Source organism: Leucobacter chinensis, from assembly GCF_019049105.1.
Classification (GTDB): domain Bacteria; phylum Actinomycetota; class Actinomycetes; order Actinomycetales; family Microbacteriaceae; genus Leucobacter_A; species Leucobacter_A chinensis.
This window is the reverse complement of sequence record NZ_JAHQZR010000001.1, coordinates 42,054-54,445: the sequence shown is the minus strand read 5'-3', so window position 1 is coordinate 54,445 and position 12,392 is coordinate 42,054. Positions and strand designations below refer to the sequence as shown.

19 protein-coding genes are annotated in these 12,392 nt (G+C 58.2%); all 19 read right to left on the bottom strand.

The window, feature by feature from the left end:
- Positions 1–2 precede the first annotated feature (2 nt).
- Entirely contained in the window at positions 3–539 is a 537-nt protein-coding gene (gene rplF / locus KTJ78_RS00265; RefSeq protein ID WP_217131641.1) for a 50S ribosomal protein L6, read from the bottom strand.
- Between the two features lie 9 nt (positions 540–548).
- Complete coding sequence (gene rpsH / locus KTJ78_RS00260; RefSeq protein WP_217131639.1) at positions 549–947, bottom strand: 30S ribosomal protein S8; 399 nt, start codon at positions 945–947, stop codon at positions 549–551.
- A 157-nt stretch (positions 948–1,104) separates the two neighbouring features.
- On the bottom strand, positions 1,105–1,686 hold the full coding sequence (gene rplE / locus KTJ78_RS00255; protein ID WP_217131637.1) for a 50S ribosomal protein L5: 582 nt from the start codon (positions 1,684–1,686) through the stop codon (positions 1,105–1,107).
- A complete protein-coding gene (rplX, locus tag KTJ78_RS00250) occupies positions 1,686–2,048 on the bottom strand; it encodes a 50S ribosomal protein L24 (protein WP_217131635.1) in 363 nt (120 codons plus the stop codon). Before rplX ends, rplE begins: the two co-directional genes overlap by 1 nt.
- 3 nt (positions 2,049–2,051) lie before the next feature.
- Positions 2,052–2,420 (bottom strand): 50S ribosomal protein L14, encoded by a 369-nt coding sequence (rplN, locus tag KTJ78_RS00245; RefSeq protein WP_217131633.1) that lies wholly within the window; start codon positions 2,418–2,420, stop codon positions 2,052–2,054.
- A 35-nt stretch (positions 2,421–2,455) separates the two neighbouring features.
- A complete protein-coding gene (rpsQ, locus tag KTJ78_RS00240) occupies positions 2,456–2,749 on the bottom strand; it encodes a 30S ribosomal protein S17 (protein WP_217131632.1) in 294 nt (97 codons plus the stop codon).
- Positions 2,750–2,751: 2 nt separating this feature from the next.
- On the bottom strand, positions 2,752–3,066 hold the full coding sequence (rpmC, locus tag KTJ78_RS00235) for a 50S ribosomal protein L29 (RefSeq protein WP_217131630.1): 315 nt from the start codon (positions 3,064–3,066) through the stop codon (positions 2,752–2,754).
- The gene (gene rplP, locus KTJ78_RS00230; RefSeq protein ID WP_217131628.1) at positions 3,066–3,485 is read right to left on the bottom strand and encodes a 50S ribosomal protein L16; all 420 of its coding nucleotides are present in this window, start codon (positions 3,483–3,485) and stop codon (positions 3,066–3,068) included. Before rplP ends, rpmC begins: the two co-directional genes overlap by 1 nt.
- Positions 3,486–3,487: 2 nt before the next feature.
- Positions 3,488–4,252, bottom strand: a complete 765-nt coding sequence (gene rpsC / locus KTJ78_RS00225) for a 30S ribosomal protein S3 (protein ID WP_217131626.1) — start codon at positions 4,250–4,252, stop codon at positions 3,488–3,490.
- Complete coding sequence (gene rplV, locus KTJ78_RS00220; RefSeq protein WP_217131624.1) at positions 4,253–4,633, bottom strand: 50S ribosomal protein L22; 381 nt, start codon at positions 4,631–4,633, stop codon at positions 4,253–4,255.
- Between the two features lie 26 nt (positions 4,634–4,659).
- On the bottom strand, positions 4,660–4,941 hold the full coding sequence (rpsS, locus tag KTJ78_RS00215) for a 30S ribosomal protein S19 (RefSeq protein WP_217131623.1): 282 nt from the start codon (positions 4,939–4,941) through the stop codon (positions 4,660–4,662).
- Between the two features lie 10 nt (positions 4,942–4,951).
- Positions 4,952–5,788, bottom strand: a complete 837-nt coding sequence (gene rplB / locus KTJ78_RS00210) for a 50S ribosomal protein L2 (protein ID WP_217131621.1) — start codon at positions 5,786–5,788, stop codon at positions 4,952–4,954.
- A gap of 27 nt (positions 5,789–5,815) precedes the next feature.
- Positions 5,816–6,112 carry a 50S ribosomal protein L23 gene (gene rplW / locus KTJ78_RS00205; protein ID WP_217131619.1) on the bottom strand — a complete coding sequence of 99 codons (297 nt, stop codon included), beginning with the start codon at positions 6,110–6,112 and terminating at the stop codon, positions 5,816–5,818.
- A complete protein-coding gene (gene rplD / locus KTJ78_RS00200) occupies positions 6,112–6,729 on the bottom strand; it encodes a 50S ribosomal protein L4 (protein WP_217131617.1) in 618 nt (205 codons plus the stop codon). Before rplD ends, rplW begins: the two co-directional genes overlap by 1 nt.
- Before the next feature lie 3 nt (positions 6,730–6,732).
- Positions 6,733–7,386 carry a 50S ribosomal protein L3 gene (gene rplC, locus KTJ78_RS00195; protein WP_217131616.1) on the bottom strand — a complete coding sequence of 218 codons (654 nt, stop codon included), beginning with the start codon at positions 7,384–7,386 and terminating at the stop codon, positions 6,733–6,735.
- A gap of 14 nt (positions 7,387–7,400) precedes the next feature.
- On the bottom strand, positions 7,401–7,709 hold the full coding sequence (gene rpsJ / locus KTJ78_RS00190) for a 30S ribosomal protein S10 (RefSeq protein ID WP_010156393.1): 309 nt from the start codon (positions 7,707–7,709) through the stop codon (positions 7,401–7,403).
- 315 nt (positions 7,710–8,024) lie between these two features.
- Positions 8,025–9,101, bottom strand: a complete 1,077-nt coding sequence (locus KTJ78_RS00185) for an MraY family glycosyltransferase (protein WP_369807906.1) — start codon at positions 9,099–9,101, stop codon at positions 8,025–8,027.
- Positions 9,098–10,897 (bottom strand): polysaccharide biosynthesis protein, encoded by a 1,800-nt coding sequence (locus tag KTJ78_RS00180; RefSeq protein WP_217131613.1) that lies wholly within the window; start codon positions 10,895–10,897, stop codon positions 9,098–9,100. The genes KTJ78_RS00185 and KTJ78_RS00180 overlap by 4 nt, the downstream gene beginning before the upstream one ends.
- Before the next feature lie 150 nt (positions 10,898–11,047).
- The gene (gene tuf, locus KTJ78_RS00175; protein ID WP_217131611.1) at positions 11,048–12,241 is read right to left on the bottom strand and encodes an elongation factor Tu; all 1,194 of its coding nucleotides are present in this window, start codon (positions 12,239–12,241) and stop codon (positions 11,048–11,050) included.
- Positions 12,242–12,392: the final 151 nt, after the last annotated feature.

The window sequence follows — 12,392 nt, the reverse complement described above, 5'->3', positions numbered from 1 at the left end:
GATTACTTACCAGCCTTTCCAGCCTTGCGACGAACCTGTTCGCCTTCGTAACGCACGCCCTTGCCCTTGTAGGGTTCTGGCTTGCGGAGCTTACGAATGTTTGCTGCGGTTTCGCCTACAGCCTGCTTGTCGATGCCGCGAACCGTGATCTTGTTGTTGCCTTCGACCTCGATGGTGATGCCCGCGGGTGCATCGAACTGGACCGGGTGTGAGAAGCCGAGAGCGAGCTCGAGGCCCTGGCCCTTCGCCTGGACACGGTAACCGGTGCCGACAACCTCGAGCGACTTTGCGTAGCCCTCGGTGACGCCGATGATGTTGTTGTTGAGCAGGGTACGGGTCAGGCCGTGCAGCGAACGTGACTCACGCTCGTCATTCGGGCGGCTGACAGTGATCTGCCCTTCTTCGAGTGCAACCGTAATGGGAGCAGGAACGGTGTGTGAGAGTTCGCCCTTGGGGCCCTTCACAGTGACGTCCTGACCATTGATGGTTACCGTTACGCTACCGGGAACTCCGATAGGAAGCTTTCCAATACGTGACATGAGAACCCCCTACCAAACGTAAGCGAGAACTTCCCCGCCTACGCCCTTCTGCTCGGCTTCACGGTCCGTGAGGAGCCCTGAAGAGGTTGACAGGATTGCGATTCCCAGGCCACCGAGTACCGTTGGCACCTCGGTTGAACGCGCGTACACCCGGAGGCCGGGCTTTGACACGCGCTTAATGCCTTCAATCGAACGTGAACGGTTCGGGCCGTACTTCAGCGTGAGGGTGAGGTTGGTGCCGACGCGAGCGTCTTCAACCTTCCAGTCTGAAATGTAGCCTTCACGCTTGAGGATATCTGCAATGCGCTCCTTGAGTTTGGAGCCAGGAACAGAGACCTCATCGTGGTACGCCGAGTTGGCGTTGCGCAGTCTGGTAAGCAAGTCTGCTACCGGATCTGTCATCGTCATGATGTGTCTTCTTTCTCGCCTGGTTTCGTCGACCCGTACACGGGAGACGACCTGGGTGGTTCATGAACGGCCAGGACCAGCTGCACGAGGCAGCTGTCCAGACGCCAGTGTCGGGCAGGCCGAAGCCTGCCCGATCCTGACCGTCATGGTGAACTATTTACGCGTCTTGCTTGAACGGGAAGCCGAGCTCTCGCAGGAGAGCGCGTCCTTCCTCATCCGACTTCGCGGTGGTCACGACGGTGATGTCGAAACCGCGCACGCGATCAATCTTATCCTGATCGATCTCGTGAAATACACTCTGCTCGGTCAAACCGAAGGTGTAGTTACCGTTTCCGTCGAACTGCTTGGGTGAAAGACCACGGAAGTCACGAATACGCGGCAGTGCCAGCGATACGAGACGGTCCATGAACTCCCACGCGCGATCGCCACGCATGGTGACGTGTGCACCAATTGCCTGGCCCTCGCGCAGCTTGAACTGAGCGATCGACTTGCGAGCTTTGGTTACCATCGGCTTCTGGCCGGTGATGAGGGTGAGATCGTTGATCGCGCCCTCGATAACCTTGCTGTCGCGTGCCGCTTCGCCAACGCCCGAGTTCACAACGATCTTGACGATACGTGGAACCTGCATGACGTTGTTGTAACCGAACTCCTTCTGGAGCGCGGGAACAATATCAGCGCGGTACTTCTGCTTGAGACGCGGCTGGATTTTGCCAGCCACTGCAGCAGTCTGCTCTGCCATTAGATGTCCTTCCCAGACTTCTTCGCGAAGCGAACACGAACGGTCTTCTTCACACCGTTCTTCTCAACCTCTTCGACGCGGAAGCCAACGCGGGTCGGCTTCTTCGTTTCGGGATCAACGAGTGCAACGTTTGACACGTGGATCGGCGCCTCATGAGTTTCGAGACCGCCTTCCTTTGCGCCGCGCTGTGACTGACCGACCTTCACGTGCTTGGTGACGTAGTTAACGCCCTCAACGATCACGCGATCTGAGTCGGTCAGAACCTCGATGACGAGGCCCTGCTTGCCGCGGTAACCACCGCGGTCCTGCGACGGGCCTGAGATGACCTCTACGAGGTCGCCCTTCTTGATCTTCGAGCCCATGGACTAGATCACCTCCGGTGCGAGTGAAACGATCTTCATGAACTTCTTGTCACGAAGCTCGCGGCCTACGGGGCCAAAGATACGGGTGCCGCGTGGTTCACCGTCTGCCTTAAGAATGACAGCAGCGTTCTCATCGAAGCTGATGTACGACCCGTCAACACGACGGGTTTCCTTCTTCGTGCGAACGATAACTGCCTTAACGACATCGCCCTTCTTGACGTTGCCGCCAGGAATAGCATCTTTGACCGTAGCAACGATGGTGTCGCCAAGACCTGCGTAGCGACGACCTGAGCCGCCGAGAACGCGAATCGTGAGCAACTCCTTTGCGCCGGTGTTATCGGCTACCTTGAGTCGGGATTCCTGCTGAATCACTTGTTACTCCTTCTATGCAGTAAACGGAAAACCGCTTACTTCGCCTTCTCGAGAATCTCAACGAGGCGCCAGCGCTTAGTCGCGCTCAAGGGGCGAGTCTCGTGAATGAGCACGAGGTCGCCGATGCCTGCGGTGTTTCCTGCATCGTGTACGTGCACCTTCGTTGAGCGGCGCATGACCTTGCCGTAGAGAGGGTGCTTAACGCGATCCTCTACCTCGACAACGATGGTCTTGTCCATCTTGTCGCTGACAACGTAGCCGCGGCGAGCCTTGCGGTAACCGCGCTGCTCGGCCTGCTGGTCAGCGGTCTGAGTTTCGACCTTTGCCATGGTTAGGCCTCCTTCGTTTCAGCGGCAGTCTCTGCCTTTTCGCTCTTCTTAGCGGCTGCCTTCTTCTTAGGCGCTGCTGCGGGAGCTGCTACGGGCGTCGTACGAATTCCGAGCTCACGCTCGCGAATGACGGTGTAGATACGTGCGATGTCGCGCTTCACCTGGCGAACGCGGCCGTGGCTCTCGAGCTGGCCGGTTGCTGACTGGAAGCGGAGGTTGAACAATTCAGCCTTCGACTTCTTGAGCTCCTCTTCGAGGCGCTCGTTTTCGAATGTATCGAGCTCGCTGATGGCGAGTTCCTTCGTTCCGATGGCCATTACGCGTCGCCCTCCTCACGTTTGATAATGCGTGCCTTCATGGGGAGTTTGTGAATTGCGCGAGTGAGTGCTTCACGAGCGAGCTGCTCGTCGACACCTGCTACCTCGAACATCACGCGCCCTGGCTTGACGTTTGCTACCCACCACTCAGGTGAGCCCTTACCCGAACCCATGCGGGTCTCAGCGGGCTTCTTGGTGAGCGGACGGTCTGGGTAAATGTTGATCCAGACCTTACCGCCACGCTTGATGTGACGGGTCATCGCGATACGAGCTGCCTCGATCTGACGGTTCGTCACATATGCGTGCGTTACTGCCTGAATGCCGTATTCACCGAAGTTGACCTTCGTGCCACCAGTTGCCTGGCCTTTACGGCTCGGGTGGTGCTGCTTACGGTACTTGACTCGACGTGGAATCAGCATGTTTAGCTCTCCGCTCCTGCTGCAACGGGTGCAGCCTCAGGTGCCGGGGCGTTGTTGCGTGGCCCACGACGGCGGTCACTGCGCTCGCGTGAAGGCTTCTGGTTGGCCTGCTCGCGTGCGAGTTCCTTGTTGGTGAGATCACCCTTGTAAACCCATACCTTCACACCGATGCGACCGAAGGTGGTCTTGGCCTCGTAGAAGCCGTAATCGATGTTGGCACGGAGGGTGTGAAGGGGAACGCGGCCTTCGCGGTAGAACTCTGAGCGGCTCATTTCTGCGCCGCCAAGACGACCCGAAACCTGGATGCGAACACCCTTTGCGCCTGCGCGCTGAGCGCCCTGGAGGCCCTTACGCATTGCGCGACGGAAAGCCACGCGTGCTGCAAGCTGCTCTGCAACGCCCTGAGCGATGAGCTGAGCGTCGGCCTCGGGGTTCTTGACCTCGAGAATGTTGAGCTGAATCTGCTTGCCGGTGAGCTTTTCGAGCTCGCCGCGAATGCGCTCTGCCTCTGCACCACGGCGACCGATAACGATGCCGGGGCGTGCTGAGTGGATATCAACGCGAACGCGGTCACGCGTGCGCTCGATCTCTACGCGTGAAACGCCCGCACGGTCGAGCTTCTCAGTGAGGTGCTCACGAATGCGAATGTCTTCTGCGAGGTAATCGGCGTAGCGCTGACCTGGCTGCTTCGAGTCAGAGAACCAACGCGAAACGTGATCAGTGGTGATCCCGAGGCGGAAGCCATAGGGATGAATTTTCTGGCCCATTTACTTGGCTCCCTTCGACTGCGCGAGCTCATCCTGGCTGGCAATGACAACCGTGATGTGGCTGGTGCGCTTGTTGATGCGGAATGCGCGTCCCTGAGCACGGGGGCGGAAACGCTTGAGCGTTGCACCCTCGTCAACGAATGCGCGAGCTACAACGAGCTCGTCTTCGTTGAAGGGAAGGTTTTCGTTGTCGGCCTTCACGCGTGCGTTTGCAATCGCCGATTCGACGAGCTTGAACACGGGCTCTGCCGCTGCCTGCGGTGCAAACTTGAGGATAGCGAGTGCTTCCTCAGCCTGACGGCCGCGAATGAGGTCAACGACGCGACGGGCCTTCATCGGGGTGATGCGAATGTGACGCACACGTGCGATTGATTCGACCATTATCTCTCTCCTTAGCGTCACCGCGCTTAGCGGCGACGGCCCTTCTTGTCGTCCTTCACGTGACCGCGGAAGGTACGAGTCGGTGCAAATTCACCGAGCTTGTGGCCAACCATGGTTTCCGTGACGAAAACGGGAATGTGCTTGCGACCGTCATGCACTGCGATGGTGTGCCCGAGCATTGCCGGGATGATCATCGAGCGACGTGACCAAGTCTTGATGACATTGTTCGTGCCTGCTTCGTTCTGCGCGACCACCTTGTCAAGGAGGTGGTTGTCGACGAAGGGGCCCTTCTTAAGACTACGAGGCATCTTCTATCTCCTAGCGCTTCTTGTTTGCATTACGGCGGCGAACAATGAGCTTGTCGCTTGCCTTATTCGGACGGCGAGTGCGGCCTTCCTTCTGGCCCCACGGTGACACTGGGTGACGACCACCTGAGGTGCGGCCTTCGCCACCACCGTGTGGGTGATCAATCGGGTTCATGACAACACCGCGAACGGTCGGGCGAACGCCCTTCCAGCGCATACGGCCTGCCTTACCCCAGTTGATGTTCGACTGCTCTGCGTTGCCAACTTCGCCAACCGTTGCACGGCAGCGGGCGTCGACGTTGCGGATCTCGCCCGAGGGGAGACGGAGCTGTGCGTAAGGGCCATCCTTAGCGACGAGGCGAACCGAGGTTCCTGCTGAACGAGCAAGCTTTGCTCCGCCACCGGGCATGAGCTCGATCGCGTGCACGACGGTACCCGTCGGGATGTTCTTCAGCGGGAGGTTGTTACCGGGCTTGATATCAGCCTTTGCACCTGACTCAACGATGTCGCCCTGGTGGAGCTTCTCGGGAGCAAGGATGTAACGCTTCGTGCCATCTACATAGTGCAGCAGCGCGATGCGAGCGGTACGGTTCGGGTCGTACTCAATGTGAGCTACCTTGGCGTTGACGCCGTCCTTGTCGTTACGACGGAAGTCGATGACGCGGTACTGGCGCTTGTGCCCACCACCGATGTGGCGAGTGGTGATACGACCTGAGCTGTTACGGCCACCCGTCTTGGGGAGGGGGCGTACCAGTGACTTTTCTGGGGTCGAGCGAGTGATCTCAGCGAAATCTGCCACGCTCGAGCCACGACGACCAGGAGTCGTCGGCTTGTACTTACGAATTGACATAATTCTACGTTCCTCTTCGTTTCAGGCTTATGCAGCCGAGAAGATGTCGATGGTGCCCTGGCTCAGCTTGACGATGGCGCGCTTGGTGTCCTTGCGCTTGCCCATGCCGAAGCGGGTACGGCGCGTCTTGCCCTTGCGGTTGAGCGTGTTGATCTTTGCGACCTTTACGTCGAAGATCTGCTCAAGAGCGAGTTTGATCTCGGTCTTGCTTGCAGTGGGCTCAACCTCGAAGGTGTACTGGCCGTTCGTGTCGATGAGCGTGTAGCTCTTCTCTGACACCACGGGACGCAGAATCACGTCGTGTGGGTTCTTGTTCAGGCTCATTACTTCGAGTCCTCCTTAGCAGTACGCGCTGCGACGAAAGCGTCGAAGGCGGCCTTGGTGAAGACGATGTCGTCGCTGACGACCACGTCGTATGCGTTGAGCTGACCGTGTTCGATCACGTGCACGTTCGGCAGGTTGCGTACCGAAAGAATCGTCGACTCTTCGGTTGCTTCCGTAATGACGAGCACGCGCTTGCCCTGAACAACGCTCTCGAGAGCGGTACGAGCCTGCTTGGTGCTGGGCTTGTCACCGACGATTGCGTCGAGAACAACAATGCGGCCTGCGCGAGCGCGATCCGAAAGGGTGCCGCGGAGAGCCGCTGCAACCATCTTCTTCGGGGTGCGCTGTGAGTAATCGCGTGGGACTGGGCCGTGAACAATGCCGCCGCCGGTGTGCTGAGGCATACGGATCGAACCCTGACGAGCGCGGCCGGTGCCCTTCTGCTTGAACGGCTTAGTACCCGAACCCGAAACCTCGCCACGAGTCTTCACCTTGTGGGTGCCCTGGCGCGCAGCTGCGAGCTGTGCGACGACAACCTGGTGAATGAGCGGCACGTTGGTCGGAGCGTCGAAGATCTCCGCTGGGAACGTTACCTTTGCTGGAGTTACGGTAGCCATGGACTACGCCCCCTTCACTGTGTTGCGGATGAAAACGAGACGACCCGCAGCACCTGGGATTGCACCCTTGATGAGCACAAGACCGCGATCAGCGTCAACCGCGTGAACCTTGAGGTTCTGAACGGTAACGCGGTCGCCACCCATGCGGCCTGACATCTTCTTACCCTTGAATACGCGACCAGGGGTAGCCGATGCGCCGATCGAGCCGGGCTTGCGGTGGTTACGGTGTGCACCGTGCGATGCAGCGCCGCCACCGAAGTTGTGGCGCTTCATGGTGCCTGCAAAGCCCTTGCCCTTTGAAGTGCCGACAACGTCAACGAGCTGTCCTGCCTCAAAGGTCTCTGCAACGGTGAGCTCCTGGCCCAGTTCGTAGCTGGCTGCGTCGGGCGTGCGTACCTCGGTGAGGTGACGACGCGGCGTAACGCCTGCCTTCTCGAAGTGGCCCGAAGCGGGCTTGTTTACCTTACGCGGGTCGATCTGGCCGGCAGCAATCTGCACTGCTGAGTAGCCGTCTACGTCCTGCGTACGAATCTGGGTTACGACGTTGGGAGCAACCTCAACGACGGTTACGGGAACGACTGCGCCGTTCTCGTCCCATACCTGGGTCATGCCGAGCTTGGTGCCGAGCAGGCCCTTTACGTTCTTTACTGATGACATATGCGCTTGACCCCCTAGAGCTTGATCTCGATGTTGACATCGGCGGGCAGGTCGAGACGCATAAGCGAATCAACAGCCTTTGGAGTCGGGTCAACGATATCGATGAGGCGCTTATGGGTGCGCTTCTCGAAGTGCTCGCGGCTGTCCTTGTATTTGTGAGGTGAGCGGATCACAGCGATCACGTTCTTCTCAGTGGGCAGCGGCACGGGGCCAATTACAGTTGCACCTGCACGAGTGACCGTGTCAACGATCTTGCGTGCAGAGCTGTCGATGACTTCGTGGTCATACGACTTCAGTCGAATGCGGATCTTTTGTCCCGCCATGTGACTCTCTCTTTCTGTTGCGTCATACCCAGGCCGAAGCCTGACATTGGACGTCTTCGTGTAAAACGTTCATGCACCACTGGAGTGCGTGTTCGCTATTCACCTGTCAAATTCGTGACTTGCGTCACGCCCCACTCGAGACAGCGAAAGAACGCTGCACTGTCATGAAGAAATGTTCGCCACCCAGGGCACTCCCTACCCCGATCGGGGCGGTCACGCACACTTGAGCGGTGATCCGCAAAAAGAATTGCGGAATACTGAACCAATCAATTCTCACACACCTCCGGCCACCGCGCAACCCGGGCGTGTCGCTTTTCAGAGATTGGTGGATCGACCCCGCGAAAGCAGTCGCGGTAGCGCAAGATAGATGCCCAAGACAACAAACCCAAGCGCCAGCAAACCCAGCTGCCACCAGCCGTCTACCCACAGGCTCACGAGGCCCAGCGCTGACGTTGCTGCGGTACAGAGGCCCGCGATTGCCGAAGCTGTCGTGTGAGAGTAGCCGAGCTGCTGAATGCGCTGGTACGTGTGTTCTTTGTGTGGCTCATCCCACTTATAGCCGGCACGGACACGCCTCACAAGCGTTACTCCCACATCGCCAAAGTAAATAACCATAGGCCCGATCGTCGCCAGCATCGGAACACCAGCCATGAGCGCGGCAAAACTTGTGACGGCAACTGCACCTCCGAGCAGGTAGCTCCCGACATCACCGAGGAACGCGCCGGGCTTCGTGAGGTTGTAGGGCAGGAAACCGAGAAAGCCCGCCGCGATAACGACGCCAGCGACGCCAAGCCACGTCATCTCGGTCACGTGACCGACGGCGGCAAAAGTGAGCCCAGCGATGACCGCGTGGAAACCGCTGATGCCGTTCAGTCCGTCCATGAAGTTTGCAACGTTAATGTAGCTTGAGATAAAGAGAACCGCGTATACAACGAGCAGTAGCAGCACCCAGAGAGGGAGCTCGCTACGGTCAAAAGGGCCACCCCAGCCAAACGTCGCTGCGCCCGTCGACCATGACGGCCAGATGAGCGCCACGGCAGCCACTCCCCCAATGAGCAGTAACGCAGCACTGCGTACCGGAACGCTCACGCCACGCAGGTCTTCACCAAGACCCAAAACACCGCTCGCGAGCGAAGCCACCGTGACCACGAGCAGCAAACCCCAGTCGCTTGCACCGGTCAGGCTCAGCAAGCCGGCGAGATAGCCGGCAGCCATCGCAATGAGCACCGCGAGGCCAACGCCACGAATCACTGGGCGCTCGTGTGACGAGCGTTCATTCGGAACGTCCATGATGCCAAGTCGCACGAGCAGTGGTTTCACGAGCTTCGGTAGCAAGAGCGACAAAGCGAGCGTCAGCGCAAAGACCGTCACCACGATCATGGTCGAGGTCACGAGAGCCGCCCCTCTGCTTCGTCAGTGAGATCCATTCGCGCGATCCACGTGTCATGGTCAAGACCGTCGGGTGCGAGCCAGTCGACCCGGGCATGTGAAATCTTGTTGTGGAAGGGGCGCTCATCGCCCTCTTCAAGCGTCACAAGCTCCTCGTGAAGTTTCTCACCGTGGCGCAGGCCGGTATAGACGATATCGATGTCTTTGCCCGATGATTCGATCATGCGCTTTGCCACGTCGAGAATGCTCACGGGTTCACCCATGTCGAGAATCAGCACTTCGCCTGGCCTGCCGATTCCTCCAGCCTGAATGACAAGCTGTGAGGCCTCGGGAATTGTCATGAAGTAGCGCGTAACGTCGGGATGCGTAATGGTGAGCGGCCCACCCTGTTCAATCAGACGTTTAAACGTCGGGAGCATCGAACCGCGGCTGCCAATGACATTACCGAAGCGCACCGAGAGGTAGCGGCCACCGGTCTCTTTCGCCATCCAAGCAGTCAGCTTTTCAGCGACACGTTTGGAGTGCCCCAACACACTTGTAGGGTTGGCAGCCTTATCGGTCGAAATATTCACGAACGTGTGAACATTTGCTGCCTTTGCTGCACGCAGAACGTTAAGCGTACCCTGGACATTCGTCTTCCATGCTTCCTCTGGGTACTGTTCAAGCATCGGGAGGTGTTTAAGCGCCGCAGCGTGAAACACGACGTCTGGCTTATGCTCAAGAAAGACAGTCTCGAGATTCTCAGCGTCTCGAATATCGGCCAGTACAACGTCGCTGGTGTCGAGCAGCCCGTGCCCTCGAATTGAGATTTGTGTCTCTTGCAGCGCCGACTCGTCTCGGTCAAGCATGACGATCTCACGAGGAGAGAAGCGAACAAGCTGCCGACAGAGCTCAGAGCCAATTGACCCTCCTGCCCCCGTCACGAGAACGGTTTTCTGGGCAAGATACGAGGCGATGGACTCGGTCTCCAGGCTTACGGGGTACCGGCCAATGAGGTCTTCAATCGACAGGGCACGCACGTCTGAGAGTTCACTCGAACCGTGCATGATCTGCTCGATGGGCGGCAGCACCATCACCGTAAGACCCGCTTCTTCGGCAAGTTCGCTCGTGCGGCGCATCAGCCGTGAATCGGCATAGCCGATGCAGACCATAATCGTGTTAGCACGTGTCTCATCGGCTACCCGTACGAGGTCTTCAAGGGTACCCATGACGCGAACACCGCGTACCTCAGTGTTACTCTTTTTTGGGTCATCATCGAGCATTGCGACAGGGAGCATTTGTGCCTGCACGTCGGTGAGAAGACGGCGTACGGTGAGCGTACCCACATAGCCAGCTCCGAAAATAATGACCCGGTCTGCTTCACGGCCGGGCTTGAGCTGTTGCTCTGAAGCAATACGCACGAGATACCTTGTTACACCCATGAAGCTAAAGGCGATCGGGGCCGCAATGATCATCGTTGATCGCGGTATTCCGTTCCCATAGCCGACGAGGAATGCAGCGAACCACGAGACAACCATAACTGCGCTGGTGTTCAATACGAGCGCGCGAACCTCGTCAAAACTCCCAATCTCGTACCGATTGCGATATAGCCAAAACACCCAGCCACCAAGCAGCTGAAAGGCGGCGGTCACGGCGATGACGAAGAGGGTGCTCTGCCAGTTAATACGGTGAGTGTCAAAGTCGAAGCGCAGGATGAGCGCCACGATAATTGCTCCTGCCCACGAAAGCGCGTCAGCAAAGTACAGTGCGCCATACGCTTGTGTGAAGTGCCTCACACGGCCGAGCACTTTCGATGTCACGTATTCCCCTGAGTTCGCGAGTTTTTCTTTCTTTACGAGGATACTCCCTTTGCCCTCATTCTCTGGCTCAGGGTCCTGTGTTAACGGCGAATGACCGCCAAAATGACGATGACCCCGGCATTACTGCCGGGGTCATCGTTCAGGAACTACTTACGCAATAACCTTGGTAACGGTGCCTGCACCAACGGTGCGGCCACCCTCACGGATTGCGAAGCCGAGGCCCTCTTCCATAGCGATTGGCTGGATCAGCTCAACCGTCATGTCGGTGGTGTCGCCAGGCATAACCATCTCGGTGCCCTCGGGCAGCGTGATGACGCCGGTGACGTCAGTCGTACGGAAGTAGAACTGGGGGCGGTAGTTGGTGAAGAACGGGTTGTGACGGCCGCCCTCTTCCTTCTTGAGGATGTAAGCGGTGCCCTCGAAGTTGGTGTGCGGCTGGATTGAACCAGGAGCAACAACAACCTGACCACGCTCTACGTCTTCGCGCTTGGTACCGCGGAGCAGGAGACCACAGTTCTCGCCAGCCCATGCTTCGTCGAGCTGCTTGTGGAACATCTCGATACCAGTAACGGTCGTCTTCTGGGTATCGCGGAGACCAACGATCTCGACCTCAGAGTTGATCGCGAGGGTACCACGCTCTGCACGGCCGGTAACAACGGTTCCACGACCGGTGATCGTGAAGACGTCCTCAACGGGCATGAGGAATGGCTTGTCTCGGTCACGCACGGGATCGGGGATGTTCTCGTCTACAGCTTCCATGAGCTCGAGAATGGACTTAGCCCACTTCTCTTCGCCCTGGAGTGCGCCGTAGCCTGAAGTGCGGATAACTGGAACGTCATCACCAGGGAAGCCCTGCTTCGAGAGTTCCTCACGGACCTCCATCTCGACGAGCTCGAGGATTTCCTCATCGTCGACCTGGTCGCACTTGTTGAGTGCAACGAGGAGGTAAGGAACGCCGACCTGCTTCGCAAGGAGGATGTGCTCCTTGGTCTGTGCCATCATGCCGTCGGTAGCAGCAACCACGAGGATTGCGCCGTCCATCTGGGCAGCACCGGTGATCATGTTCTTGATGTAGTCAGCGTGGCCTGGTGCATCAACGTGTGCGTAGTGGCGCTTCGGAGTCTCGTACTCAACGTGCGAGATGTTGATGGTAATACCGCGCTGGCGCTCTTCAGGAGCCGAGTCGATCTGGTCGTAGTCGCGCTGAACGTTCGTCTCTGACGGGTAGTGATCAGCGAGGGTCTTCGAAATCGCAGCAGTAAGAGTCGTCTTACCGTGGTCAACGTGACCGATCGTTCCGATGTTAACGTGCGGCTTAGTCCGCTCGAACTTGGCCTTAGCCACTATAGGTCCTCCTCAGGACATTGGGTACCTGCCCGGCTTTCGACGGTTTTCGAAAGCGGAAAAGTACGGTTTGTAATTATGTTACTTGCTCAGGCCGCTTGATGCGAGCTGAGCGCAGGGTTTCCCGGAATATTATGCGGGAAACCCTGCT

What these genes read in the sequence shown, in the direction of transcription:
- rplX (WP_217131635.1), bottom strand. Translation starts at nt 2,048, where the DNA reads ATGGGCTCGAAGATCAAGAAGGGCGACCTCGTAGAGGTCATCTCAGGC.
- rplW (WP_217131619.1), bottom strand. Translation starts at nt 6,112, where the DNA reads ATGAGCCTGAACAAGAACCCACACGACGTGATTCTGCGTCCCGTGGTG.
- rplC (WP_217131616.1), bottom strand. Translation starts at nt 7,386, where the DNA reads ATGTCATCAGTAAAGAACGTAAAGGGCCTGCTCGGCACCAAGCTCGGC.
- rplF (WP_217131641.1), bottom strand. Translation starts at nt 539, where the DNA reads ATGTCACGTATTGGAAAGCTTCCTATCGGAGTTCCCGGTAGCGTAACG.
- rpsH (WP_217131639.1), bottom strand. Translation starts at nt 947, where the DNA reads ATGACGATGACAGATCCGGTAGCAGACTTGCTTACCAGACTGCGCAAC.
- rpsQ (WP_217131632.1), bottom strand. Translation starts at nt 2,749, where the DNA reads ATGGCAAAGGTCGAAACTCAGACCGCTGACCAGCAGGCCGAGCAGCGC.
- rpmC (WP_217131630.1), bottom strand. Translation starts at nt 3,066, where the DNA reads ATGGCCATCGGAACGAAGGAACTCGCCATCAGCGAGCTCGATACATTC.
- rplE (WP_217131637.1), bottom strand. Translation starts at nt 1,686, where the DNA reads ATGGCAGAGCAGACTGCTGCAGTGGCTGGCAAAATCCAGCCGCGTCTC.
- rplB (WP_217131621.1), bottom strand. Translation starts at nt 5,788, where the DNA reads ATGTCAATTCGTAAGTACAAGCCGACGACTCCTGGTCGTCGTGGCTCG.
- rpsC (WP_217131626.1), bottom strand. Translation starts at nt 4,252, where the DNA reads ATGGGCCAGAAAATTCATCCCTATGGCTTCCGCCTCGGGATCACCACT.
- rpsS (WP_217131623.1), bottom strand. Translation starts at nt 4,941, where the DNA reads ATGCCTCGTAGTCTTAAGAAGGGCCCCTTCGTCGACAACCACCTCCTT.
- rplV (WP_217131624.1), bottom strand. Translation starts at nt 4,633, where the DNA reads ATGGTCGAATCAATCGCACGTGTGCGTCACATTCGCATCACCCCGATG.
- rpsJ (WP_010156393.1), bottom strand. Translation starts at nt 7,709, where the DNA reads ATGGCGGGACAAAAGATCCGCATTCGACTGAAGTCGTATGACCACGAA.
- rplD (WP_217131617.1), bottom strand. Translation starts at nt 6,729, where the DNA reads ATGGCTACCGTAACTCCAGCAAAGGTAACGTTCCCAGCGGAGATCTTC.
- rplP (WP_217131628.1), bottom strand. Translation starts at nt 3,485, where the DNA reads ATGCTGATTCCACGTCGAGTCAAGTACCGTAAGCAGCACCACCCGAGC.